The sequence below is a fragment of the Salipaludibacillus agaradhaerens genome (assembly GCF_002019735.1).
GTDB classification, from domain to species: Bacteria; Bacillota; Bacilli; order Bacillales; family Salisediminibacteriaceae; genus Salipaludibacillus; species Salipaludibacillus agaradhaerens.
This window is the reverse complement of sequence record NZ_KV917378.1, coordinates 3,630,418-3,657,039: the sequence shown is the minus strand read 5'-3', so window position 1 is coordinate 3,657,039 and position 26,622 is coordinate 3,630,418. Positions and strand designations below refer to the sequence as shown.

Sequence of the window (26,622 nt, the reverse complement as noted above, 5' to 3'; positions counted from 1 at the left end):
ATCAGTCCCCCCCTCACTGCATTTTCTTTAGTTCTTGCTCCTTAAGTACGCGTCGTAATATTTTGCCGCTAATCTTCGTTTTTGGCAGTTCATCAACGATCTCAATTTCTTTTGGAGCAGCATGGGCAGCCAGTTTAAGCTTGACGAATTGACGAATATCTTCTTTTAAGGCATCGCTAGCTACATAGCCGCTGTTTATCGTAATAAAGGCTTTAATAATATTCCCTCTAATTTGATCTGGTTTTCCAATTACACCTGCTTCGGACACTGCTGGGTGCTCAATTAATTTACTTTCCACTTCAAATGGTCCCACTTGTTCACCTGATGTTTTTATCAAATCATCATCACGTCCCTGAAAGAACACATAGCCTTCCTCATCTTGATAAGCATTATCACCTGACAAGTACCAACCATTGTCTGTAAAATAAGAGTTATACTTTTCTCTGTTTTTCCATATTGTTTTCATAATACCTGGCCAAGGTGCTTTGACAGCTAATTTACCTACTTCCCCTGCCGGTAGCGGGTTATTCTTGTCATCAAGAATACCTACTTCAATTCCCGGAAATGCCCGCCCCATCGACCCTGGCTTAATCGGCTGTGAAGGTAAATTAACGATTAGGTGACCACCCGTTTCTGTCATCCACCATGTGTCATGAATACGGACATTAAAGGTTTCCTTTGCCCAGTATATCGCTTCAGGATTTAAGGGCTCACCTACACTAAGGACGTGCCGAAGACTCGATAAATCATATGCTTCATGGGCGTTTCCAGCACTCATAAGTAAACGAAACGCCGTTGGGGCACTATACCAAATTGACACTTTGAACCGCTCAATCAATTCATACCATGCTTTAGCTTCAAAACGTCCTCCGTGAATAACAACTGTTGCTCTGTTAAGCCATGGGGCGAATACCCCATATACACTGCCAGTCACCCAGCCAGGATGTGAGGTGCACCAAAAAACATCATCATCATGCACATCTAGCACCCATTTCCCAGAAATATAATGATGAGAAAGAGCTCTCTGAGCATGTAACACGCCTTTCGGTTTTCCCGTTGATCCGGACGTGTAATGGATGAGCATGCCATCCTCTTCTTCAAGCCATACGATAGGAGAAGCTGTATCTCCCTCCGCAAGATTGCGTCCTTTTTCTCTTAATTCATCAATATGCCACGTTGTTTTTAGAGAAGGAAGCTCGTTGAATGGTACTCGCTGCGCTAATGTCTCATCCGTAATTAAATATTGTGCTTCACAATCATACATCCGCTCCTTAACGGCCTCTTCCATAAATGCTTCAAATAACGGACCAGCTATTGCACCAACTTTAATAGCTGCAAGAATGGAAAAGTAACAATCCGGAGACTTAGGTAAGAAAATAAACACTCTGTCTCCCTTTTCGACTCCTGCCTGTTTTAACACTTTGGCATATTGATCCGTAATCGCCTTAACGTCAGAAAATGTATATGTTTCTTCTGACTGACCATCGGTGAATAACAACGCCTCCTTATCGCCATAGCCATCCTCAACATGCCGATCAATACATTCATAGGCAGCATTCCACCGGCCATTAGGGGCTTCTGACAGCCCATTAACCGCGTCTTTCCATGAAAAAGTGTTGAGCACGTCTTTATAATCTGTCAAACTGGCAATCTCTTTTTCTTGCTGTCTTGGATAGAGAATGGTTTGTCGTTTAATATGTGATGCTGTGTTAACTCCCATCATTAAGCCTCCCTTATGTGTTTCTGAGATGTAGGCGTTACTTTCTTGGTTACTTCCAAACTGTCTATAATGTCTTCTTTAAGTTTTGCTAGCCCAGCATCTCCCTTTGAGCGAGGCTTTGGCTGCTTGACCTCGATGTTTTTATATAATTCTCCAGGCTGGCCCTTTAAAATAATCACGCGGTCACACAATGTTAAAGCTTCATCAATATCATGTGTCACAATCACCATGGTAGGTTGGTAACTTTGCCATAAATCCAGCAGCATATCTTGTAATTGTAGTTTTGTAAAAGCATCCAATGCGCTAAATGGTTCATCTAATAAAAGCGTGTCTGGTTCAGTGACAAGTGCTCTTGCGATGGCGGTACGCTGAGCCATGCCACCGGATAATTGCTTCGGATAATAGTGTTCAAATCCTTCCAGTCCAACGACCTGTAATAATTCCTTAGCTTTCTTTTTATTGGCTTTCGCTTTTCCTTCTAAGCCAAAACAAACATTTTCTAAAACAGTTAACCATGGCATAAGTCTTGGTTCTTGAAAGATGAGGCCGAGATCTTTTGATGTCCCACGATTTATATGACCATTAATTTCAATCGTCCCATCGTATCCAGTATCAAGCCCAGAAATGGCTCTTAAAAGCGTGCTTTTCCCACATCCACTCGTTCCTAGCAGGCCGACAATTTCTCCTTTTTCAGCTTTAAAAGAGACGTGTTGGACTGCGGGTTCTCCGTTGAACAATCTGCTGACTTGTTGAACTTTAATACTCATTCTATTCGTCTCCTTTCGCTATTTAGAAACATCAATGCGGTCTTGCCAATGTAAAGCCCGTGTCTGGACTCTCTTAAGAAGGTAATCTGTCATCTTTCCTAAAACAGCAAATAAAATAATACTGGCTAAAATTAATTCAGGCTGCAATGTATTTTGGCCCAAGACGAGTAAATAACCCAATCCTTGACTTGCTCCCATTAACTCAGCCGCCACCACAAACATCCAGCCTAACCCTAACCCACTTCGTAATCCAGTTAAAAAAGAAGGCATTGATGCTGGCAAAATAATTCGTCGCACGAGTTGAAACGAAGAAAAACCGTACGTCTTACCTACTTCTATTAACTTTCGATCGACTGATTGTATCCCACCCACAATATTTAGATAAACTGGGAAGAAGACCCCTACAGCGATTAATGTTACTTTGGATGGTTCACCAATTCCGAGCCATAGTATAAACAGCGGAACCCACGCTAAAGATGGGATAGCACGAAAGGCTTGAATTAACGGATCAAATAACATTTCTAGTTTTCGTGACATCCCAACTAGTGAACCAAGCGCTACTGCAGCTAAAGAACCCCAAACAAAGCCCCAAAATATACGATATAATGTGATCCAACTGTGTTGCCACAATGTTCCTTCTGAAGCCATTGATGTGATAACCTGGACAATATCACTTGGCGCCGGTAATAAATGACTTTCTACATAATTAAATCTTGTGACGATTTCCCAAAAGAGAATAAGTGTTACAGGTAAAACAAGTGAGAGCCCCAAGTTTCCAAGAAAGGCCGGCTTTACTTGTTTGATGTTTTTCTTACCCTTTAACGTGACGGCTTCTACCGATCTTTTTCTTATTTGTCCTTCTGAAATAGCCATGAGCCATCTCCCCCTTTAAGAAGGTACATGTTGCGTACATTCTCAATTTTCGTAAGATTCTGATTATATAAATGACACACATCCGAGATGTTAGTTAAATCGCCGGATATGTGCCTTTTTATTACTGTTCAATCACTGCTTCTGCAAAGGATGAGTCAATTAATTCATTCACCAGTGCGTCAATATCCACCCCATCGTCTAAATTACCTGACTCTTGAAGAACGATACCTGCCTCTGTGATGCTTTCTCGCTGAGCATCCCCTGGGATTGGATTGTCAAAGTTATTCCTCTCCAACTGTAACGCTGCTACCTCAGGATCAATTTCCGCTTCTTGAACGATAATATCAATTGTCTCTTCTGGGTTATCCTCAACCCACTGCCTTGCTTTCTCATACGCTTCTATCACTTTTTCCACAACTTCTGGGTGCTCTTCTGCAAAATCTTCTCTTACATTTAAAAATCCATACGTGTTAAATGCCTCATTTCTGTAGAAAAGCTCTGCATTCGTTTCTAATTCTTGGCGTGCCATATGAGGATCTAATCCCGCCCATGCATCAACATCTCCATTGGCTAGGGCATTAGCGCCATCACTGTGCTGCAAAGGAACCACTTCTATATCACTTTCTGAAAGACCTACCTCATTTAGTGCTCGAACGAGGAAAATGTATGGGTCCGTCCCTAATGTTGCTGCCACTCGCTGCCCTTCGAGATCTTCCACACTATTAATATCGCTGTCTTCATTCGTCACAAGCGCCGTCCACTCTGGCTGAGAATAGATATAAACATTTTTGATCGGTGTCCCATTGCTCTTAGCCATAAGTGCTGCTGCTCCAGCTGTTGAACCAAAATCCACACTTCCCCCAGCTAAAAATTCCAGTGCTCGGTTACTCCCTTGGCTAAATACGTATTCAATCTCTATTCCTTCATCTTCAAAAGCTTCTTCTAAATAGCCATTTTCTTTTAAAACAAGGCTCGTCGGTGAGTAATGCGCATAATCAATAGTAATTTTATCAAGTGAAGACGAATTTTCCGCCTCGGTGTCGTTGTTACAAGCCGCCAATAATGCTCCTGCGGAAAGGATTAATAAACTTGAGAGTATACGTTTAATCGCCATTCGTCATCGCTCCGTTTCATTCTGTTATTGTCTTTGTTAAGAAATCCTACATTAAAGTTCACAAGCAAATGTTGAAATTGTTCCTCTAAGTCGTTGAGCTTCTTTATATGTGCAACGGTTATGAACGACTTCAAGACCAGCTTCTTTCGCTATGACAGCAGCCTTTTCAGAAATAACTCCTTCTTGCAGCCAAAATATTTTCGGTTGGACTTCAGCAGCTTCTTTTGCTATTTCTATAGCTGCTTCTGGACTTCTAAATACTTGAACAATATCAATGGGTCCATCCACTGACTTTAAGTCTGGATAAGCTTTTTCACCTAATATTTCTGTTTCTCGTGGATTAACTGGAATAATCTTATAGCCTAGTCGCTGCATTTTTCGTGCTAATCTGTGACTCGGACGGGATTCGTTACCACTCAGTCCTACCACAGCGATTGTTTTTAGCCTCGGTGTATCTGCATCTGTATTATTCGGACTTGATAGTGCCCAGCGGATGACACCTTCATCATTAATAACAGTTGAGTCCTCTTTAGTCCCTTCACCTGTAGCAAGCTTCAAGGCCTGATCCAAATCTTTTGCAAGGTCATCGGTATGCTCTAAGCCCACTGAAAGTCTCACTAAATCTGGTTTAACACCTGTCTTAATGAGTTCATCATCAGATAGCTGCTGATGCGTCGTTGATGCCGGGTGAATAATTAAACTTTTGGCATCCCCTACATTGGCTAGATGAGACCAAAGCGACACATTATCGATCAATGTCCGTCCAGCATCCCGTCCACCTTTAATTCCGAAATTCAACACGGCGCCATACCCATTTTTCAATAATTGAGTTGCCCGTTCATGGGAAGGATGGCTTTGAAGCCCAGGGTATGAGACCCACTCAACTGCCGGATGTTCCTCAAGGTATTGGGCTAACTTCAATGTATTCTCATTATGTCTCACGATCCGCAAATGCAATGTTTCAAGCCCTTGTATAAGTTGGAAGGCATTGAATGGACTTAGGCAAGATCCAAAGTCACGTAACAATTGAACACGAAGCTTCGTGCTGAAAGCGAGTGTTCCGAAATCTTTCGCATACACAATACCGTTATAACTTGGGTCTGGTTCGTTAAAACCTGGATATTTCTCTGATTGCCAGTTAAAACGCCCGCCGTCAACCACAACACCACCAATTGATGTTCCATGTCCTCCTATCCATTTTGTAGCAGAGTGGACGACAATGTCTGCGCCATGTTCAATCGGTTTACATACATAAGGTGTGGCAAATGTATTATCAATAATAAGTGGTATACCTGCTTCATGAGCAATATCTGCCACAGCTTCAATATCAAGCACATGTAAACTTGGATTACCAATTGTTTCTGCAAATACAGCTTTTGTTTTATCTGTAATAGCTTTTCTGAAATTTTCAGGATCTTCAGGGTCTACAAAAGTCACATTAATACCATATCTCGGCAACGTGACAGCAAATAAGTTGTACGTTCCACCGTAAAGATTTGTAGCTGCTACAATGTCATCTCCTGCATTTGCTACATTCAAAATGGATAGAGAGATAGCTGCCATTCCTGAGGAGGTAGCAACAGACGCAACACCTTCTTCTAATAGCGCCAGTCGTTTCTCAAGTACGTCTACAGTTGGATTACCAATACGGCTATAGATATTCCCCGGTTCATCAAGGGCGAACAAACTTTCCGCATGTTCTGTATCGTGAAACAAGTAGGATGTTGTCTGATAAATTGGTACCGCTCTCGATCCTGTTGTGGGATCTGGTGATTGACCACCGTGTAATAACACTGTTTCTGGATGATACGTTTGAAATTGAGAATTTTCACTCATGAGAGCCCCTCCTTTGATTAACGATCTTATTTGATTGTTGACTTTATGACATGTTTTGCAAAATAAAAAGTCCCTCTGCTTTAAAAGACAGAGAGACGAATGAATGACAACTTTCGCTCTCTTATCTTTCAAAGTGCTTCTACACTTTGTTGGAATTGGCACCTTGCGTATCACGTTTCCGTTCCACGTTGGTTGCCGGGTTTCATCGGGCCAGTCCCTCCACCTCTCTTGATAAGAGCTTAAATCGGTTATGAAATTTTAAAACTAAGTAAACCAATAAATTTAGTTAATTTTGATTAATTTGAATATTAACACGATTAAATCTATTCGTCAAATCTTTTTACAAAATTATTTTCTAGCATTCACCCTCAATCTATATTATCCATTGTTATATTCCCGTGCTGTTATCAAAAAACCTCCCTTACAAAATGTAAGGGAGGTTGACGTTAATGTTAGCAGAGTAAGCTGCATTCACATGTCGTCCTTATCTCCCAAAGCATTCAGTAATGAATTCTTTGCAGGAATTAGCACCTTGTGAAAAAAAGATCTTACTTCTTCTCACTGGTTGCTGGGTTTCGTCGGGCCAGTCCCTCCACCTCTCTTGATAAGCAAAACGATGAGTCGTCCAACATGAGTCGGACGCTATTTATAATATTGAAGAAAGTCTATCACAAGCGTTTGTAATCTGTCAATTTTATTTTCTACTCTACCGTCTATTAATTATATAAAGCTAAACTTCAATCGGTGGGAGTTTGCCTTCATCCCCACTGATTGTCAGTTTAACTTATCGGACCTTTAGGGGTAGTTTATCCCCCACCTAAACTTTTCGACCTTCTTAAGTTTTGAGGGGGTTTTACTGCCCCTTAAGTGTGGGGTAAAAATAACATAAATCGGTTATACACAATAGTCAATCAAGAAGTCCGTTTCACCAATACTGTCGCAAAAAATCGTTATCTGAGAACGGCCCATCTATTAGTTATGACATTAACCTTTTTTCCCCACTGATTTCTTGAATGGGTTTAATGTTTTGCGTAAATTCTACTGTCCCTTTATAGTTTCCTTCTTTGTCTCTCACTGCAAAGTACCGTATTAACACAAATTTATCTTTGAACGGTATCCAAAAGTCTTCAACATCTTTTTTACCAGACTTAAAATCATCAAGTAATGCATTAACAATATGAGCACTTTGAGGAGGATGGCAATTTTGTACCGACCTTCCGATAATTGATTTTGTCCGGTGAAAGATGCGTTCTTTCCCATGTGAAAAATACCGGACCACATCATGCTCATCAATAAACGTGATATCTACTGGTAAATGATTCATCATAAATTCAAGCTGTTGAACTGACATGATCCCCGTTTCAAGCTGAACGACCCCATCCTTCATAAACCCTTCTGATTGCAGATCTTCTCTAGCTGGTTGCCACGGGGCTGGAGGGGTAATAAACGTATAGCCAATCACGTCACCTTCACGCTCAATCTTTAACCATTCATCCTCTGTTAATTTTTCCAGTGCCATTGGTAACAGAATATTCTCTTCTTTAAAAATCATCTCTGATACTTCACTAATAATATAATCAATCGCCTCTAACAGTTCGTCCGCTTCCCAAGAATCCGTTTCTAACTTTAGCTTGGCTGCTTTAATCGCATCTCTTATCCTGTCGTCTACTCCCCACATGACTTTTGTCGGTCCAAAGATACCGTACTTCTCTAAATAAGGGAACAGTAAATTCTCTTTTCTACTATAATGGTTATCAATTCCCAATAAGCGATTTAAATCGTCTAATAGAAGGTTTGACGTCTTCTCAGAAGGGTCCTTTGCAAACTTATCACGATGTAATGTTAACGTGAAATTAACGAGCCGATCAATTTCCTTATTCTCTTGAATAAATGTGTGAACAGGATGACCAGGTTTATGACCTAGCTTTTCTTCCTGATGGATCTCTTCTATTGAGCCTTTGAACACAGCAGTATGCACCGAGCAAAGTCGTTGCACTTCCCCTACTGAAATCCCCTCTTCCTCCATTAACGCCTGTTCCATTTGTGAAATTTCACTCACGCTAATGCTATCGATGGCCTGCTCAAACTTTTGTCTCACTGCTTCAACAGGTTTTCCTTCGTGAAGTTCTTTTATAATTTCCTTTAATAACTGTTGTCTCTCTGTTTGCTCGCCACTTGTTTTTTCCCGATTATTGATCATTTCACTCATTTTCTTTCCCTCCCTTCTGTGAATGCCCAGTCACTCTATAACCATAGCTTTCTATCTTTTGCACAACATCATTTAAATCTACGCCTCTCGCTCTGCATCCTTTCGGGATCGTCATGACTCTACCAGCAGACTGTAGCATGCCTGGTTTCGTAATATTCACAAAGCCAATTTCTTTCATCACTTCTATAAATTCAGGGTCATGATTACAAAGTTCATAGACTGTTTTATTTAGCGATATTTCTTTCATTACTCTCTCCCCTTTGATTTATAAGTAAATGCCCTTTTATCATTTAATAAAGTCACTACCTGACTCAGTTATCAATTAGTTGAGAATTACTTTCAATTAGATCGTACCATGTAGAAAAAAAATGGTTAGTGATCTACATCACCACAAGTGAAGAAAGTCACAAACATAAGCCGTCTATCATAAGTAGCCAGTTTGTAGCTAGAAGTACACCCTTATGAAAGATGAACTTACTTTGTCATGCCACGTTACATACAGGAAATAGCCTATATTTTAAGTTATGGAAAAAAGTCTGCATTAAAAAATCAGCGGACATCAACAGCCCGCTGATTTTTTATAAGATTTATGAAACATGATTAATTACGAAACATGGAAAAGCACTTTAATAATTTAACCTTATAAAACCAAATACTATTTCCAATTGTTTTATTAATTGAATTAATGTCATCATTCAAAATAAGAGGTCAATCTTCAAATAATGACTGTGACCTTCACTTCAGACGGACGCTTTCCCGAGGGCTTGTCTTCAGCTAACTTTTGCTCGGATTTACCGAGCAAAAGTGGATCTTCAGACTGCGCTTCATCCTCAGGGAGTCGCCGTCTTACGTTTCGATCATTTTTTCATCTGCAAATTTTTTAAAGTGAGGAAGAGTGAAAAATGACAAGGTATAGTTGGTTTCATACTTGTTTTTATGTGATTTTTAGCTAAATACCCTTAAATATTATTGCAATAAATTGTCATATGTATCGTATACACATAGTAAAAAATAACAGAGAAAGGATGTTGACATCTTGAAAAGAGATTCAATTTCGTCGGTTTTTCTCTAGGGATTAATATTTGCCATTAGCACAGTAATAGTGTCACTACGATCATTCTTATTTTTAAATTTTGAAATTATCACACTGATGACTGTACTTTTAAGTATATTAGCTTTTATATTCTCTTCTATGGCAGCTTTAATTATCAAGAAATTCAATTAGGTATTAAGAACCAAATTTACAAAGGAGTCGTTTGATGTAAGCAACAACAATGCCTTAAACTTATAATTCATGCACAATCGCTCATGAAACAGGTCCAAAATACAAAAAGCCTGTACCCTCAGCCAGTTAGCAGCTGATGGTACAGGCTTTCATAAGCTATTCTAAATCTGCGTCTGTTACGGCACCTTTCGCCGATGATGAGACGAGTTTAGCATATTTTGCTAATACACCATTCTTATATTTCAGTTCTGGCTTTTTCCATTCACTCTTACGTTTAGCTAGTTCTTCTTCAGTGACATGCATATTGATTTCCTGAGTGTCACTGTCAATCGTCACTTTATCACCGTTTTTCAATAGGCCGATCGGTCCTCCAGCTGCTGCTTCAGGAGCAATATGACCGATTACAAAACCATGAGAGCCACCAGAAAAACGGCCATCTGTCATCAGCGCCACTTTCCCATTTAATCCTCGACCTACAATCATGGCAGTTATGGAAAGCATCTCCGGCATGCCTGGTCCACCTTTTGGTCCTACATACCTTACGACGAGAACATCACCCTCAACAATTTCACCCGCTTCAATCGCTACAGTCGCTTCTGCTTCGCTATCATATACCTTGGCAACACCTTCAAAGCGGCTAATTTTTTGCCCTGACATTTTAGCGACGCCTCCTTCAGGTGCGAGGTTACCTCGTAAAACGACGAGAGGGCCTGTCTTTTTAATTGGTTCACTGAACGGCATGATGACTTTTTGGCCATCTTTTAAAGATGGTGCCTCCGCCAAATTCTCTGCTAATGTCTTACTCGTTACAGTCAAACAATCGCCGTGTAAGAGTCCTTCGTCGAGCAACATTTTCATGACAGCTGGCACACCACCAACCTCATATAAATCTTGCATAACATACTTTCCACTCGGTTTTAAGTCAGCAAGATGCGGGACTTTCTTACGGATTTTTTCGAAGTCATCGAGTGTTAAATCGACTCCTGCCGAGTGAGAGATTGCCAGTAAATGTAAAAACGCATTCGTTGAACCACCAAGAGCCATGACAACAGTAATAGCATTCTCAAAGGCTTTTTTCGTCATAATATCACGGGGATAAATATCGTTTTCTAGCAATTTTACAACGAGTTCACCTGCTTGGCGGCACTCTTGTCCTTTGTAATCATCAACGGCAGGTGTCGATGAGGAGCCTGGAATACTCATACCAAGTGCTTCTACAGCGGCAGCCATTGTATTAGCCGTATACATCCCCCCGCAAGCTCCGGGACCAGGGCATGCACTACATTCTACTTTGTGGAGCTCGCTATCATCAATCGTGCCTTGCTGATGTTGGCCAACTGCCTCAAAGGACGACACAATATCAATATCTTCATTATTTAGGCGGCCAGGCTTAATCGTACCACCATAAACATATACGGATGGTACATTAATACGCCCGATAGAAATAAGACATCCTGGCGTCGTTTTATCACAGCCACCAATGGCAACAATACCATCTAATCGCTCTGCACCTACCACTGTTTCAATGGAGTCTGCAATGACTTCCCGACTTGGCAGCGAATAATTCATGCCTTCATGCCCCATAGCAATCCCATCTGCAACGGTAATGGTATTGAAAATCATCGGGGCGCCTCCACCACTTTCAGCGCCACTCTTCGCCTCTCTAGCTAAGGCATCAATATGTATGTTACAAGGTGTCACCTCACTCCATGTACTTGCAACACCGATCATTGGCTTTTTGAAATCTTCATCTGTAAACCCGATCGCACGCAGCATGGCGCGATTAGGCACTCTGTTTACGCCTTCACTTATGACTTTACTGCGAATACGCAAATCTTTTTTCTCTTCCATTCAATGTTCATCCTTTCTGCCTGCTTTCAGGTTATCGTGATGTTTTCTGACATACTAATCAGTCAACTATACCCTTTATCATACGCCATTTTAACGCATAAACGCAATGAATTTTCTGAAAACATTTTGTTTTCTGACTGAAAATCTGTCAGCTTTGTGACTATTGGAACCTCTATTCTCTATTTGATAATTAAGCAGTAGTTTAACATTAGCTTTCCCACCCCGTTAAAATTCATTTATTTATAACCTTTATTAATGCCGTTTTAAGGAATAAACAAAATTAAACTAACAGCCATGACCCCCATGCCAGTCATTAAGCCATAAATCGAAATGTGTGTCTCATCATATTTTTTGGCCGCTGGAAGTAATTCATCCAACGAAATAAATATCATAATACCTGCTACTGCGGCAAAAATGAGGCCAAACAAGAGATCACTTAAATACGGCATCAGTATAAAGTAAACGACTAACGCTCCTAATGGTTCAGCTAACCCAGATAAAAAAGATAATTTTAGAGCTTTTTTTCTATCTCCTGTGGCATAGTAAATAGGCACAGAAATGGCGACCCCTTCTGGAATGTTATGAATAGCCACCGCAACAGCCAACGCGACTCCCAATGAGGGTTCCTGCAATGCAGCCATAAACGTCGCCATCCCTTCTGGAAAATTGTGAATCGCAATTGCTATAGCGGTGAAAGATCCCATTTTTAATAATTCATTATCTTTTTCTCCTCGCTTAAAGCGATACATATCCTCCACTCTTTTTACATTGTGGGGATTACCAGGCTCCGGAATAAGCTGGTCAATGATAGCAATCATCAACATCCCACTAAAAAATGCTGCTATAGTAGCCCAATTACCTGATATAGTTCCTAGTTCATTCACGAGCAGAACTTTTGCTTTCACAAAAATATCAACCATTGCTAAATAGATCATGACCCCTGCTGAGAATCCAAGAGCAAATGATAAAAACTTTGTATTCGTTCGAGAAGTAAAGAAAGCGAGCAAACTCCCAATGCCTGTTGCCACGCCAGCTATTAATGTCATATTAAATGCAAACAAGATATTTTCCGTCATGACCATTCCTCCATAGCTATTACACACGTCTTGTATAACGTATGCTTGTCTCACACTGATATTTCCAAAAAACTTCTCTAGGCGTGGAGTTTCATAGAAAAATATGACACAATAGTAGGCACGAGACAAAAATCGCAACTAAACACGCGTCACTGCAAAGGAGGAAAAGAAAATGACACAGGATGTCTATACTTATTTACAGGAGAACCGAGACAACTTACTTAAAAAATTAGAGGAATTCCTTTCTATTCCGAGTATTAGCACTGATCGTACATACAAAAAAGATGTTTTACAGGCAGGTCATTTCGTGGCTGATTATTTAAAAGATATCGGCTTTAAACAAGTGGAGATTAAAGAGACCGGTGGGCACCCGCTCGTTTATGGTGAGTGGCTGGAAGCAGAAGGAGCACCAACTGTCTTATTTTACGGACATTACGATGTTCAACCTACTGATCCTTATGAATTATGGGATAGCGACCCTTTCTCGCCGGAGGTTCGAGATAACAAGCTTTTTGCTCGTGGAGCCAGTGATGATAAAGGGCAAGTTTTTATGCATCTTGCTGCGTTCGAAGCATTTATGAAAACGGAAGGAAAATTACCGATTAACGTAAAAGTAATCATTGAAGGAGAAGAGGAAATCGGCAGCGAGAATCTTTATTCTTTTTTAGAAACTAACCAAGCCATGCTTGCAGCAGACTTTGCTCTCATTTCTGATTCTGGCATGGTAGAAAAAGGGCAGCCTACAATGCTTTATGGTTTAAAAGGTTTTACAGGATTAGAAGTAACTGTACAAGGACCTAATCGGGACCTCCATTCAGGCTTATACGGAGGGGCAGTTAAAAATCCCGTGATGGCATTGAGTCATCTTATTGCTTCTTTAAAGCATGAAAATGAACAGGTAGCAGTGGCTGGCTTTTATGATGGTGTAGAGGCTTTGACAGAGGAAGAACGCCAACTAATGAATGAAGCACCGATAGAAGATTACGTCAAAACGACCGGTGTTCCAACGACAGTCCCAGAAGAGGGATATACGGTAAATGAACATATTATGGCACGTCCTACCTTGGAAATAAATGGTCTGTATGGTGGCTACCAAGGGGAAGGAACAAAAACCATTATTCCGTCCTCAGCTACTGCAAAAATAACGTGCCGGTTAGTCCCAGGACAAGATCCCACTGTCATTCAAGATCTCATTATCCAGCACCTTAAAACCCGAGCACCTAAAGGGGTTACGCTTGATGTTAAACCCGAACCACTATCCGCAAAAGCTTATAAAGTTGATCCAGATCACCCACTCATTCAAAAAGCGGCTGATAGTTTAGCTAAAGCGTTTAATAAAGAGACTGTTTTCGTTCGCCTCGGTGGCTCTATTCCTGTTGTTGAACAACTTGACCAATTATTTAAAATTCCAGTTGTCTTACTTGGCTTTGGCACACCTGAGGATAACCTTCATTCCCCAAATGAGAGCTTTCCTCTCGACCACTATGATAAAGGGCTTGACGTACTCATCAATTTTTACAACGAAGTAGCTCATTGATACAAATGATCTAACGATTAAGTGCCTGAGACTCCGGAGTCTCAGGCACTTGTTATCGTTATTTAGAAAAGAATCGGGATAAGTAAACCAGCTATTAATAGTATGATGGCGCCGCCTAGTCGTGAAGCAATTTGAGCAAATGGCATAAGTTGCATTCGCTTTGCTGCTGACAAAACTGCCACGTCCCCAGTTCCTCCCATATTCGCCATACACAGACCTGCTGTAATGGCCGATTCGATTGGATAAAAACCTACTAGCTTACCAATTAATCCTGCCCCTATTATGGCCCCCATTACAACCGAAAACACAATGAGAATATATTGTAGGCTCAGTGCACTAAGGACAGCGTTAAGGTCTGTATAAGCTACCCCTATACCAAACAGTAGTGCAAGAGTGAACGCTTTTGCTACAAACTGATACCATTGATTAGCCCCTTCTACTACAATATCAGGGATAACGTTAATAATTTTCGCAGCAGCTACAAGGATAATCATAAGAGCGTAAGGATGTAACGGCAAGAAACCACCAAGAATATGGCCTGCAACAAAGAATAATAATGCTGCCACAAGTCCAGCTCCCATTTTCTGAACATCTAACTGTGTCTTCTTATTTTCAACTTTAAACCCTTTAATAAGCTGACCATTTCCAGAAAGTGATGGGAACTTCTCTCCTAGTTTACTTAACAAGCTCGCAAGTATAATCGCAAAAACATTTCCTAAAGCAAGCGCTGGAACTAATACTGAAATAAAATAACTAGCTGGTTGGCCCATAAATTCAGAGTATACTTGTGCCATCGGAACTGCTCCAGCCCCCATGCCGCCTCCCATAATCGGAAGAGTAATGACGAGAACAGCGTCTTGGAGAGTAAATCCAATAAGAGAACCAATTAGAGCAGCTAGCAGAGACGCCCCAAGCACAGCCCCCATGATAGGAGCAAAATAACGAACTCCTACTTTTACTAATACCTTTGAATTCATACCGAGAATACTTCCAGTTATTAACGCAGCAATATAAAAATCCAGAAATCCTCCAGTTGTCATAAATCCTTCTACTGACTCAACCACAGCAATTGGTAATATCCCACTGTACACCATGTAAGCGGAACCAAAAATAGCGACAATGGCTCCCCCTCCTAAATAACTCTTGATAATCGGGGTTCTGTCTCCTACCCAGCCAAAAAATTCACCAAGAATGATCATTACGAGAAGACTTCCTATCATCCCTTCAGGAAGATATCCCGTATAAACACTTACAAGGGTTAAGATAAAGAACACACTAAACCATCCCACCGGGATATTAAATATTTTTATTTTCTCTCGCGAATCTAAGTCTAGCTTTAAAACGTCGTTTCTTTTCGCTTCGTTCATGAAAATCTTCTTAGCAGCTTCAACCATGAATGATTCCTCCTTAATACACTATAGTAATCTTCTGACTTCCTGTCTTTTAATAGCTTTCATTTGAAATAGCTTTTGAGTATGTTGCTGCTCTTTCTACTGCATTCGCAACAGTAAACGGGATCAGCTTATTTAAAGCATCAGGAATAATGTAATTAGGATTCAACTCTTGTTCTGTCACCATTTCCGCAATGGCCCAAGCTGCTGATATTTTCATCTCGACGGTAATGTCGGAAGCACCGGCATTCAGTGCTCCGCGAAAAATCCCTGGAAACACTAATAAATTATTGACTTGATTTGGGTAATCTGAACGTCCAGTTGCTACTACAGCAGCACCAGCACTTAAAGCTTCTTCCGGTTCTATTTCAGGAGTAGGATTAGCTAATGCAAAAATAATAGGGTTACTTCCCATTCTTTTCACCTGTTCACCATTTAGAGCACCAGGCCCTGAGACACCAATAAAGACATCAGCATTATCGATAACATCATCCAAAGTTCCGGTTACCTTCTGTAAATTCGTTTGCTTAGCCATTTCTTGTTGACTATTGTTCAACCATGGCTCTCCCTCACAAACAACACCTTCCAAACTAACTAAAATGATATTGATAAATCCGGCTTCCAATAAAAGCTTGGCAATAGATAATCCTGCTGCTCCAGCGCCATTTATAACGATTTTGCATTCTTCTTTAGAATTTTCGGTTAATTTTAACGCATTAATTAACGCAGCCAAAACCACAATAGCAGTACCATGCTGATCATCATGAAAGACTGGAATATTTAACTCATCTTTTAATCTCTTTTCAATCTCAAAACAACGTGGAGCCGATATATCCTCAAGGTTAATGCCTGCAAAAGATGGTTCTAGTGATTTGATGATAGTAATAATGTCTTCTGTATTTTGATTATCTAAACAGATAGGAAATGCATCTAGATTAGCAAACTTTTTAAAGAGCATGCATTTCCCTTCCATGACAGGCATAGCTGCTTTCGGCCCAATATTCCCTAAACCTAATACAGCCGACCCATCGGTAATAACCCCAATCATATTACCTCTGGCTGTCAGCTCATTCACATCATTAGGATTCTCTACAATCGCCTGGCAAACATCACCCACCCCTGGTGTGTAAACCAGACTTAAATCATCGGTTGTATCAATTTCCATTTTACTTTCCATACTAATTTTCCCCTTTAGCTTACGGTGAAGAAGCATTGCTTCATCTGTCAAATTTCCTATTGCCATGTTAAAACCCCCTAGTTTAGAAAACGCTTTCAAATATCTTGATAGTGTTATCTTAATAAACTCACTAAAAATAGAACATGTTATGTTAATTAAAAAAGGTTTTGTAAATAAAAAAAGCAGGCTATGCCAAAAGTCTTCTCAACAAAAAAGCTAAGTATATAACGGGTGATTTTATCACTTCAGTTGGACGCTTTCCGCGAACAACGCTTCAGCTGTTGCTGTTCGACTGGAGTCGCCACCTTCCGTTCTTCAATCACACTAGACTATCATTTTTGCAGAAAGGTCGTCTTTTTCTTACAAGGCATGTATGGAAACATTAAGGAAAAAGTAAGAGGGAACAAGCTTGTTAAAAAAATAAATGTCTTTATAAAAAAGAAAAGAAACCCACGCTTTTTTGAAAATGGTGGGTTTCTCGATAACCTTAAAGCAGCTTACCGTTGTTTTTATAAAAATTTCGATAGACTCTTTTTCTTTTCTTTTTTATATACATACAAATGTGTCGGTCTTCCTACTGGCCCATAGGTCATTTTTTCCCCTAAGACCCCTATTTCCGCCATGAATTTTAAATACTTGCGGACAGATACTCTTGAAATCTCGCTTTTTTCAGCTACCTCCTCTGTTGAAAAGGATGTTTCTCCTATCGAATCAATCACTTCTAAAATAATCGTTAATGTAGACGAAGACAAACCTTTTGGTAGCTCATTTTTTATTTGGTCTGTTATTCCAAATAACTGTTCATCCAAGGCCTTTTGATTTAAATGACCTTGTCCCTCAATTATTTGCTGCTTATCTTTATACCTCAAAAGCGCCTGCTGAAACCGTTCAAAGTCAAACGGCTTTATAATATAATCTACCGCACCATGTCTAAGAGCGGTCTGAATAGATTCTACATCAGACGCAGCAGTTATTAATATAACATCCACTGACCATTTATCTTTTTCTCTAATCTTTTTGAGCAACTCCAGCCCACTTTTTCCTGCCATATAAATATCTAATAGAATTAAATCAATTGTGACCGTTTCTAACTTTGCTATCGCTTCTTCATAAGAGTGCGCCACAGCCATTAGATTAAAGCCTTCTATCTCTTTCAAATATAATTCATTGAAGTGAGCCACCATTGGATCATCATCTAAAATAAGAACGTTAATCATAACGTTTCATCGACCTCCGTCTCATATGGAATCGAAATAATAAATTCAGTGCCATTTCCAGCAAACGACTCAATAGCTATTGTACCCTCAAGATTATCAACTACTGATTTAACTAAATGAAGACCGTAGCCCCGATCACTACCTTTTGTTGAGTATCCCTTATTGAATAAGAAACGAAATTGCGACTGCTTTATACCGGTTCCTGAATCAGTTACATTTATTTTTAGCCACCTATTCTCATAAAAGAGCGATACGACAATATTTTTCTCTGTTTTGTCTTCTAACGCTTCTATAGCATTATCAATTAAGTTACCTATAATGGTAATGAGGTGATGGTTTGTTTCTTCAGTGATGGGTGATGGTATCTCTGTTAGGCATTCAATTGACAACTGGACATTTTTTTCTTTAGCATAGCTTAACTTACCAATAAGAAATCCGACTAACACAGGATCTTTAATATTCTTAGTTAATTTTTCTGTTCGCTCATAGCGAAGGTTGACTACTTGTAAAATGTATTCCTTTAGCTCTTCATAAGACTCTGTTCGCATCAAACCTAAAATGACATGCCATTTATTCATCATTTCATGAGATTGAGCACGTAACGCTTCACTATATAATTTCACACCGGTGAGTTGTTCTGCAAGTGCGTTTAGTTCTGTTTTGTCTCTGAACGTAGAAATGGCACCAATAATTGTTTGATCCACCATTAAAGGAACACGATTAACGAGAAACGTTGCCCCATTTATATGTAATTCTGCATCTAACTCAGCTCTGCCTGTTTCTAAAACACGCTTCAATCCGGTTGCTGGTAAATAGGCTTGGACGTCCATGCCAACTGGATTAGGTTCTAAGCCAGCTTTCTTAAATAACGACTGGCCCGATTCATTAATAAGCGTTATCTTTGCGTTTCGATCCACTGCAATAATACCTTCATGGACAGACTGAAGCATCGTATTTCGTTCTTCAAATGTTTTAGCAATCGTGGATGGCTCTAGCCCATATAATATCTTTCTAATATAATTGGCGATGACATATGCCCCAATAATACCAACAAATATTCCGACTAATGAACCTAAAATAATATTTCGATGACTCTTCTGTAGTGTACTTTCAACGTTTTCTAATGAAATACCAACAGCTACTGCCCCTATTTGCTGATCAACTTCATTATATACTGGTGTAAAAGATCGTAATGAGGCAGATAAAGTTCCTTGAGAGATAGAACTATACTCTTGGCCAGCCAATGCCTTCGTTTCATCATCTCCTTGAAAGGGTTTGCCAATCAACTCTGGATCTGGATGAGAATAGCGAATGCCATCCATGTCCATTACCACGACAAACATGACTTCAGAAGCTTCCTGTATTTCGGTCGTATACGCTTGGACGATAGAAGGGTCATCTTCTATAAGACCTGTTACGACTGCCTCTGCTCTAGCTGCAATACGAGCAACAGTAAGACCTTGTTCTTCTTGCTCACTCATGATGTTGTCATTAATTGTACGGCTGACAAGTAAGTCTGTAACTAATAATGAAATAATAACGACTGTAATCACTAAAAAAATAATGATTGTACGCAGTTTAAATCGTTGTGTTTTCATATCATTGCCCCCGATCACTATTCACCATTTATATCATAAAGTCTATGTAAATCCTTATCTGTGTCACAATTATGCCAAATAAATGATCAATAGAAAATCCTTTAGTTAAAAATTTATTGCTTAGTCGGTAAAACGATTGGCTTAAAATAATACAAGCTCACCAAATGGCGAGCTTGTGGGGCTTATATAGAAAATTTCAAGTGAACACGATTGAAAAAGAACATTACATTCATAGAAGCGTATCATTCTAAAACATATGTCAATCTTTAGTCATCATCAAGGAGCTGTAGGAATTGTTTTGTTCTTTCCTTTTCCGGCTGAGAAAGAACCTCTTCTGCAGGTCCATCTTCAACAATGATGCCATCGTCCATAAATAATGCTTTATCAGCTACCCTTCTAGCAAAATTCATTTCATGTGTCACAATCACCATTGTCTGGCCTTCTTTAGCCAAGCTTTCAATGACACGAAGGACCTCTTTCACTAACTGAGGGTCTAATGCAGAGGTCGGTTCATCAAATAACATAACCTCCGGCTCCATCATCAAAGCTCTTGCAATGGCGACCCTTTGCTGTTGGCCACCTGACAACGCATCAGGGTATTTCGCAATATGCTCCAGCATTCCTACTTTCTCCAATAATGATTTACCTTTATCAATAAGCGTTTTTCTGTTAGCTTTTTTTACGACTAACGGGGCTTCAATGATATTCTCAATCACAGTTTTATGTGGAAAGAGATGAAACCCTTGAAAAACCATTCCAGAGTAACGTCTTAATTGAGCTATCTCTTTCTTTGAAGGAGGAGCTTGGTCAAAGTTAACTGTTTTATCTCCAATCGTAATCGTACCGCCATTCGGGATTTCCAATAGGTTCAAACATCGTAAAAGAGTTGTTTTGCCTGAACCTGAAGGCCCGACCAAGCAGACCACTTCCCCCTTATTTACTGAAAAATCAATCGACTCCAAGACTGTTGTTTGATCAAATTTTTTATTTAATTTGCTAACTGTAATCATGCCTTTTCCCCCTCTCATCGACTGTTTAAATAGCGATTATAGCGTTTTTCTAAATATTCTTGGAAGAAGCCTATAATAATACAAACCACCCAATATATAAGGGCTGCCGTAATATACATAGTCATACTATCATACGTACGGCCAGCTACGAGTCTCGAACTATAAAGTAATTCTTGAACAGTAATAACGGAAGCTAAGGACGTCCCTTTTATTACATCCATAAAAATATTAAAAATAGGTGGCAACGCAATTCTCGTCGCTTGTGGAATAATAATTCGACGCAATGTCTGGATGTAATTCATTTGGAGTGACGCTGCCGCTTCCCATTGCCCACGAGGAACTGACATGATGGCCGAACGCACGACTTCAGCCATATAAGCTGCAAAATTTAAACTTATACCTACAATCCCTGCTACTATCGCACTTTTGAATTCGATACCAAGCACTGGAATGCCATAATAGAGAATAAAAATAAAAACTAATAAAGGTGTTCCCCGCATAAAGGAAATATACAGCTTTGCGGGAAGGCGTAAAAACCAAAATTTAGACATACGCATGACCCCAAGTACGACACCCAGAATAAGTGCAAAAAACATACTGAATAACGCAATGATCATCGTGACTCTTAGCCCTTCAAGTAATAATCCTCTAGAATCGTAGGCTAATTGTGGATTATATAAGTATTCCCATTGTATTTGTGTAAACCATTCAATCATGTGATCTCCCCCTAGATGCTTTCAGAAAAGTGCCCTTTCAGAGAAATGGTGACGTGAAAAAAGAAATACAAGGAAATATTCCTTGTATTTCTCTCACACTTTACTCACCATCTAAACTTACGACTTCCGATTCATCAACCGGCTGTGACACATCTTCTCCTAAAAACTCTTCTGCCAAGTTAGCGACCGTCCCATTATCAATCAGCTCTTGTACAGCATCATCAAGTTGTTCTTTAAGAGACGTATTGCCTTTTAATACTGCCATGGCACTCTCAGTAGCATGATATTTAACATCAGATGCTACAGCTAGACGATCATCACCAAACTCGTCTAATGTTCGTTGAAGTACGAGATAATCATTTAAATATGCGTCTTGATTGCCATTAATCACATCGCGAAGAATCGCCTCTGTTCCGCCATCGTAAGCTGTACCGTTAGCACCGATATTATCAGCAAAAATCGCGTAATTACTCGTTAATGATCCGAGCGCCACATCTACACCTTCCAAGTCATAAGCAGAATCAAATGCGTCCACATCCTCATCTCTCACGATAATAGAGCCATAAGAATACTTATGTGGTGTGACAAAATCAAATGTTTCTAATCTCTCTTCTGTAATAGCAAAGTCATGAGCCGCAACGTCAATCTGTCCATTTCTTAGCGCCGGTAAAATGCCGTCAAAATCCATTGTACTGAATTCAATTTCTAAGTCGAGAAGCTCAGCCACTTCACGAGCGAGCTCCACTTCAAAACCAGTTAACTCATTATTTTCATCCATAAAGGTAATAGGGGCATATGTTCCTGATGTCCCAACAACTAACGTACCGCTTTCCTCTACTTCTGCCCAAGATGACTCTTCATCAGCCGCAGATTCATTCGTCTTATTCCCGTCATTATTTCCTGTTTCATTATTATTATCTTCATTCACTGCTTGACACGCTGTCATCACCAATAAAGACGTCATAGCAAGCCCTGCAAAACTCATTTTCTTCATTAGTTTCATCCTCCACTGTAAATAACGTATTAAACATACCTTTTTAGTATGAATTGACCACTTCATAGTACCACTGGGGGTTCATTATTGTCAAGGTAGAAGACAAGCCTCATTACTCTTTTAGGCTATGAATTAAAACGTCTTACGAAGCAGAAAAACAAATGGCTACCATGATTGAAACTCATCGCTCATTTAAAAGGATTGAACCAAACTTCTCAAACTAAAACTAACTTTCATTTTTTCTCGGCAAAAATATCAATGTCTCGTTCTTCAAGACATGCCACCGCCTCTTTGACAGGAAGTTTCGGTAATCCAAATTCCTTATCAATGATTTGTTCAATCTCTTCCACAGTATTAAGTTTCTCAGTATGGATAGTACCATCAACATAACGGATCACAAAAGTATTATTTAATAATGATACATTCCGCTCTTTAGCGGTTTGCCATAATTGACACCTTAAAATCGTCATAAACGGAGCGCTCTCTCCAAACGATCGCCTCATCGGTTCATAAAAATCGTCTAGGCTATATGGTTGATTCGCATAAAAACCCCATGGTTCGTGGTTTATAATACCGTCTCGTTTCCTCACATAATGATACAAATCAGGAACAGTTTTATCCGCTTCAAGTCGAACCTCTTCCCCCCCAAATGCAGACACATTTTCCTTATTTTTTTCAAAAGCAACTGGTTCAAAAAAGGGAGCCGCTGCGCCACAATCTACATAATAGTTATCTCCATCTATCGTAACAATTATGGCCATGTGATCATTCCCTAGTTTAATAAGGTAACACTGAAAACCCAAAACCTGTAAAAGCTTAGCGAATTGAGAATTAAGTGTATAGCACGTACCGCCAGTGTGGTGCATTTGGTTACTTCGTAAAAATTCAGTCAATGCCGGTAACCCAGGTGGGGAGTTGCCATTTTTCTTAAACTGAATCACTTTACTCATATTCTCAAATGGGAATGTCGTTAAATGGGCATGGCATAGTTCGGTTAAATATGAAAGCGACGGCTTTTTAACAGCTGTTTTTAGTAAGGATAAATACGTGTTCCTTTTTTCAAGTAACCTCATTTTTTCACCCTCTCCTTATTGGTTAACCGTTCCTTCTAGTATCAGTATATAATATAAAAATGAGTGTCCTAATAATGTATATAAAGTGGACAGGTACAGAGGGGGGAAAGGGAGATAACATCAAACCTTTACTTATCTGTATCAAGAAGATCATTTTCGATTAAGCTGCAAAAATACCAAAATACAGTATTGGGGGATTTAGATTTTGCTTGTTAAGGTGATGAGTTTTGTTGATAAGCCTATAAGGGCTACCAAATAATGAAACTATACAGTATTAATTTAAAATGTAGGGAGAGAACTCAATGGATTTAGGTAATCCAATAGCAACAGGAAACACTGCAAAAATTTATTATTTCGACAACAAAATAGTAAAAGTTTTTAACGATTTTTTGCCTGATACGGAATCTATAAATGAAGCAAATAAGCATAAATATTTCTATTCATCTGGACTTCCTGTTCCTGAGATTTTAGGTGTTACTAAGATAAATGGAAAACAAGCAATTATAATGGAATATGTTAAGGGACAAACATTAGGAGATTTATTGTTTAAAGATAAAGAGCAAACAGAATATTACTTGAATATTTCTGTCGATATTCAGATGAAAATTCATAGTATTAACCCTAATCCGAAAGCAATCGAACCAATGTATGTTAAATTAAACCGTCAAATTGAGACTGTGAATAAATTAGGTAGAAAACAAAAGTCAGTTTTGTTAAATAAATTGGAATCATTTACTTACGAAAATAGGCTCTGTCATGGAGATTTTCATTTATATAATTTGATTAAAACAGATAATCAAGTGGTAGTTATAGATTGGGTAGATTCGAGTGCAGGAGATATCCGTGCTGATGTATATCGGACCTATCTTTTATATTCCCAAGTTTCATCTGTATTAGCTGATATGTACTTGCGATTTTATTGTGAAAAGAGCGGAATTTTAAGGTCTGAGGTTTTTCAATGGGCTCCAGTCATTGCTGGAGCAAGATTATCTGAAAGTGTCTCAACAGAGAATTCTAAACGACTTATGAGGATAATAAATCACTACTGTCCATTGTGAAAAGACAACATCTATGTGCGTAATTACATTTAAACAGGGAGTTTTGTAGTGCGAAATGTTTCTAACTTAACTTTGGAGCCATAGCAATAAATAAACTAATGCCGCTACTGAGCGACCGAGTTGTTTCTTTACAAACTTCATACAAAGCGTCACACTTTAAATCGTAATTATTTCGATTTAAGGAGGGGACAAATGAAAAAGGTTCCTATCACTGTCCTAAGCGGATATCTCGGTTCGGGAAAAACGACACTATTAAACCATATTCTAACGAACCGTGACGGGTTAAAAGTCGCTGTTATCGTTAACGATATGAGTGAAATTAATATTGATGCAGCACTTGTGAAAAATAACGGATTTTCTCGGACGGAAGAAAAATTAGTAGAAATGCAAAATGGGTGTATTTGCTGTACACTGCGTGATGATTTAATGAAAGAGGTGGAGCGCTTAGTTGAAGAAGGAAACATCGATTATATTGTCATTGAATCGTCCGGCATCAGTGAACCCGTTCCTGTAGCGCAAACATTTACTTATAAAGATGAGGAACTTGGAATTGATTTAACTAACCGCTGTCAGCTTGATACGATGGTAACAGTGGTCGATGGCAAACGTTTTTGGGACGATTACCATTCAGGAGAGTCTTTATTGGACAGAAAAGAAGGAACAGATGAGTCAGATACGAGAGAAATTTCCGACCTTCTTATTGACCAAATTGAATTCGCTAATGTGATTGTGTTAAATAAAGTAGACTTGCTAGATGAAGAAGATAAACATAAACTTCTAGGATTTCTTAGAAAGCTAAATGCAGATGCGGACATCCTGCCTGCTACTTTTTCCAATATTGAATTAACTAGTATTTTAAATACGGCTAAATTTGATTTAGAAAAGATCAGTCAATCAGCGGGCTGGATAAAAGAGTTGAACGAAGAACATATACCTGAAACAGAAGAATACGGTATTTCCTCATTTGTATTCCGTAAAAAGAGACCATTTCATCCAGTACGATTACGTCAGTGGATGGAAGAATGGCCGGAAGAAGTCGTGCGTGCAAAAGGCTTCCTGTGGATTGCAACTCGGAATTCCACCGCTGCCCTTGTTTCTCAATCCGGCTCAATTGTCACGCTGCAAGGTGCAGGAAAGTGGATAGCCGCTCTCGACGAAGAAGAACAGCAGCAGCTATTAATAGAGGAACCAGAACTTCGCACCAAGTGGGATGATCAATTTGGTGACAGGCAGACAGAGCTTGTCCTCATTGGCATCGATATGAATCAGACGGATGTCACTGAATCTCTGAATCAGTGTTTGTTAACGGATGACGAAATGATGATAGATTGGACCACCCTCCCTGATCCTCTCCCTGCTTTCGTTGAGGGCTAATAAACGAGGCTGTAAGCATGGCTATGCTCACAGCCTCGTTTCCTTATCATCCTCAAATCAACTAACTTCCTAAAAAATACGCTCTCACGTCCTGCCAGTTATCGACCCGTGGATAACCTGTTTCATGTATATTATGATGAGCAGTATACAAAATCCCTTGACCGCTAAAACGTTTAAAGTGCCTTACGTTATCATCGATCAGATAATCCGCATGAATAATACTCTTATCCCCACAAAAAACAAAATTCAAGTCATTTAAGAAACTAAAATGGTCTTTTAACCATTCATATTTAGCGGTGAAAGATGTGGGAAATTCCATCGCTGCTGTCGTAATAAAAATCTCATAATGTTCATATAAGTCACGTATGACTTCTTGACTACCCGGCATGACGTCAAGATCACGAAAGAAAGATGGGTCTCTTAAATAATTTGCCAACTGTTCTACGTGATCAGAACGTAGCTCACGGAGCTTTTTACCTTGTAAATCGTCGATCGTGATACTCTCTCCATGATCATCATTAAATAACTTTAAATGTTTTGGCATAAAATCAGCCATAACCTCGTCCATATCAATAGCGATTCGCTTCATCTTGTTGCCCTCCTATAGTCAGGTGTATTGAAATTTATTCGTTCCGCTTCCCTAATTACCTTTACGACCTTAATGGTCCCACGCCGGAAACATGCCCATGTTAATGTTCGATCTTAATAATCTCTATCATTATCTGTGAGCTAAAAAGGCCTCCATTGTCCCTCACTTCTAGTACAAGTAATCAAAGATTGGCTATTTAGAAGTAACGATGAGATGA

At 39.5% G+C, this 26,622-nt stretch carries 21 protein-coding genes and 2 riboswitches; of the genes, 3 read left to right on the top strand and 18 right to left on the bottom strand.

What is annotated here, in order from left to right; translation table 11 throughout:
- Positions 1 to 13 precede the first annotated feature (13 nt).
- The 9 genes from acsA to zupT all read right to left on the bottom strand — a co-directional run bounded on the left by acsA (position 14) and on the right by zupT (position 12,671).
- Positions 14 to 1,720, bottom strand: coding sequence for an acetate--CoA ligase (acsA, locus tag BK581_RS16715; protein ID WP_078579237.1), 1,707 nt, complete (start codon positions 1,718 to 1,720; stop codon positions 14 to 16).
- Positions 1,721 to 1,722: 2 nt separating this feature from the next.
- Positions 1,723 to 2,487: an ABC transporter ATP-binding protein gene (locus BK581_RS16710; RefSeq protein WP_078579236.1), complete on the bottom strand. Its 765-nt coding sequence runs from the start codon at positions 2,485 to 2,487 to the stop codon at positions 1,723 to 1,725.
- Positions 2,488 to 2,505: 18 nt separating this feature from the next.
- Entirely contained in the window at positions 2,506 to 3,360 is an 855-nt protein-coding gene (locus BK581_RS16705) for an ABC transporter permease (RefSeq protein ID WP_078579235.1), read from the bottom strand.
- Positions 3,361 to 3,481: 121 nt separating this feature from the next.
- Positions 3,482 to 4,474 carry an aliphatic sulfonate ABC transporter substrate-binding protein gene (locus BK581_RS16700; RefSeq protein WP_095995565.1) on the bottom strand — a complete coding sequence of 331 codons (993 nt, stop codon included), beginning with the start codon at positions 4,472 to 4,474 and terminating at the stop codon, positions 3,482 to 3,484.
- 51 nt (positions 4,475 to 4,525) lie between these two features.
- Positions 4,526 to 6,310, bottom strand: coding sequence for a PLP-dependent aspartate aminotransferase family protein (locus BK581_RS16695; RefSeq protein WP_078579234.1), 1,785 nt, complete (start codon positions 6,308 to 6,310; stop codon positions 4,526 to 4,528).
- 118 nt (positions 6,311 to 6,428) lie between these two features.
- A riboswitch (SAM riboswitch) is annotated at positions 6,429 to 6,548 on the bottom strand.
- A 243-nt stretch (positions 6,549 to 6,791) separates the two neighbouring features.
- Positions 6,792 to 6,921, bottom strand: a riboswitch (SAM riboswitch).
- A gap of 365 nt (positions 6,922 to 7,286) precedes the next feature.
- Positions 7,287 to 8,519: a DUF438 domain-containing protein gene (locus BK581_RS16690; protein ID WP_078579233.1), complete on the bottom strand. Its 1,233-nt coding sequence runs from the start codon at positions 8,517 to 8,519 to the stop codon at positions 7,287 to 7,289.
- Positions 8,512 to 8,766: a DUF1858 domain-containing protein gene (locus tag BK581_RS16685; RefSeq protein WP_078579232.1), complete on the bottom strand. Its 255-nt coding sequence runs from the start codon at positions 8,764 to 8,766 to the stop codon at positions 8,512 to 8,514. The genes BK581_RS16690 and BK581_RS16685 overlap by 8 nt, the downstream gene beginning before the upstream one ends.
- A 1,134-nt stretch (positions 8,767 to 9,900) precedes the next feature.
- Positions 9,901 to 11,595, bottom strand: a complete 1,695-nt coding sequence (ilvD, locus tag BK581_RS16680) for a dihydroxy-acid dehydratase (protein ID WP_078579231.1) — start codon at positions 11,593 to 11,595, stop codon at positions 9,901 to 9,903.
- Between the two features lie 263 nt (positions 11,596 to 11,858).
- A complete protein-coding gene (gene zupT / locus BK581_RS16675) occupies positions 11,859 to 12,671 on the bottom strand; it encodes a zinc transporter ZupT (protein WP_078579230.1) in 813 nt (270 codons plus the stop codon).
- 172 nt (positions 12,672 to 12,843) lie between these two features.
- On the opposite strand from zupT, the gene BK581_RS16670 reads away from it, so the two are divergent.
- On the top strand, positions 12,844 to 14,208 hold the full coding sequence (locus BK581_RS16670) for a dipeptidase (RefSeq protein WP_078579229.1): 1,365 nt from the start codon (positions 12,844 to 12,846) through the stop codon (positions 14,206 to 14,208).
- 62 nt (positions 14,209 to 14,270) lie between these two features.
- Here the strand turns inward: BK581_RS16670 and BK581_RS16665 are convergent, their stop codons facing one another.
- The 8 genes from BK581_RS16665 to BK581_RS16630 all read right to left on the bottom strand — a co-directional run bounded on the left by BK581_RS16665 (position 14,271) and on the right by BK581_RS16630 (position 23,384).
- Positions 14,271 to 15,602, bottom strand: coding sequence for a 2-hydroxycarboxylate transporter family protein (locus BK581_RS16665; RefSeq protein WP_078579228.1), 1,332 nt, complete (start codon positions 15,600 to 15,602; stop codon positions 14,271 to 14,273).
- A 49-nt stretch (positions 15,603 to 15,651) separates the two neighbouring features.
- Positions 15,652 to 16,842, bottom strand: a complete 1,191-nt coding sequence (locus BK581_RS16660) for an NAD(P)-dependent malic enzyme (RefSeq protein WP_078579227.1) — start codon at positions 16,840 to 16,842, stop codon at positions 15,652 to 15,654.
- Positions 16,843 to 17,285: 443 nt separating this feature from the next.
- Entirely contained in the window at positions 17,286 to 17,993 is a 708-nt protein-coding gene (locus BK581_RS16655; protein WP_078579226.1) for a response regulator, read from the bottom strand.
- Entirely contained in the window at positions 17,990 to 19,591 is a 1,602-nt protein-coding gene (gene dcuS / locus BK581_RS16650) for a DcuS/MalK family sensor histidine kinase (protein WP_078579225.1), read from the bottom strand. The genes BK581_RS16655 and dcuS overlap by 4 nt, the downstream gene beginning before the upstream one ends.
- 266 nt (positions 19,592 to 19,857) lie before the next feature.
- Positions 19,858 to 20,601: an amino acid ABC transporter ATP-binding protein gene (locus BK581_RS16645; protein WP_078579224.1), complete on the bottom strand. Its 744-nt coding sequence runs from the start codon at positions 20,599 to 20,601 to the stop codon at positions 19,858 to 19,860.
- A gap of 14 nt (positions 20,602 to 20,615) precedes the next feature.
- Positions 20,616 to 21,317 (bottom strand): amino acid ABC transporter permease, encoded by a 702-nt coding sequence (locus BK581_RS16640; RefSeq protein ID WP_078579223.1) that lies wholly within the window; start codon positions 21,315 to 21,317, stop codon positions 20,616 to 20,618.
- Between the two features lie 100 nt (positions 21,318 to 21,417).
- Positions 21,418 to 22,311, bottom strand: a complete 894-nt coding sequence (locus BK581_RS16635; RefSeq protein WP_078579222.1) for a transporter substrate-binding domain-containing protein — start codon at positions 22,309 to 22,311, stop codon at positions 21,418 to 21,420.
- A gap of 233 nt (positions 22,312 to 22,544) precedes the next feature.
- Positions 22,545 to 23,384 carry an arylamine N-acetyltransferase gene (locus tag BK581_RS16630; RefSeq protein WP_078579221.1) on the bottom strand — a complete coding sequence of 280 codons (840 nt, stop codon included), beginning with the start codon at positions 23,382 to 23,384 and terminating at the stop codon, positions 22,545 to 22,547.
- A 302-nt stretch (positions 23,385 to 23,686) separates the two neighbouring features.
- On the opposite strand from BK581_RS16630, the gene BK581_RS16625 reads away from it, so the two are divergent.
- Together BK581_RS16625 and BK581_RS16620 are read left to right on the top strand one after the other, a co-directional pair.
- Complete coding sequence (locus tag BK581_RS16625; protein ID WP_078579220.1) at positions 23,687 to 24,442, top strand: aminoglycoside phosphotransferase family protein; 756 nt, start codon at positions 23,687 to 23,689, stop codon at positions 24,440 to 24,442.
- 192 nt (positions 24,443 to 24,634) lie between these two features.
- Positions 24,635 to 25,816, top strand: a complete 1,182-nt coding sequence (locus tag BK581_RS16620) for a GTP-binding protein (protein WP_078579219.1) — start codon at positions 24,635 to 24,637, stop codon at positions 25,814 to 25,816.
- Between the two features lie 61 nt (positions 25,817 to 25,877).
- On the opposite strand, the gene BK581_RS16615 is transcribed toward BK581_RS16620, so the two are convergent.
- Entirely contained in the window at positions 25,878 to 26,405 is a 528-nt protein-coding gene (locus tag BK581_RS16615; RefSeq protein WP_078579218.1) for a 5' nucleotidase, NT5C type, read from the bottom strand.
- Between the last annotated feature and the right edge of the window lie 217 nt (positions 26,406 to 26,622).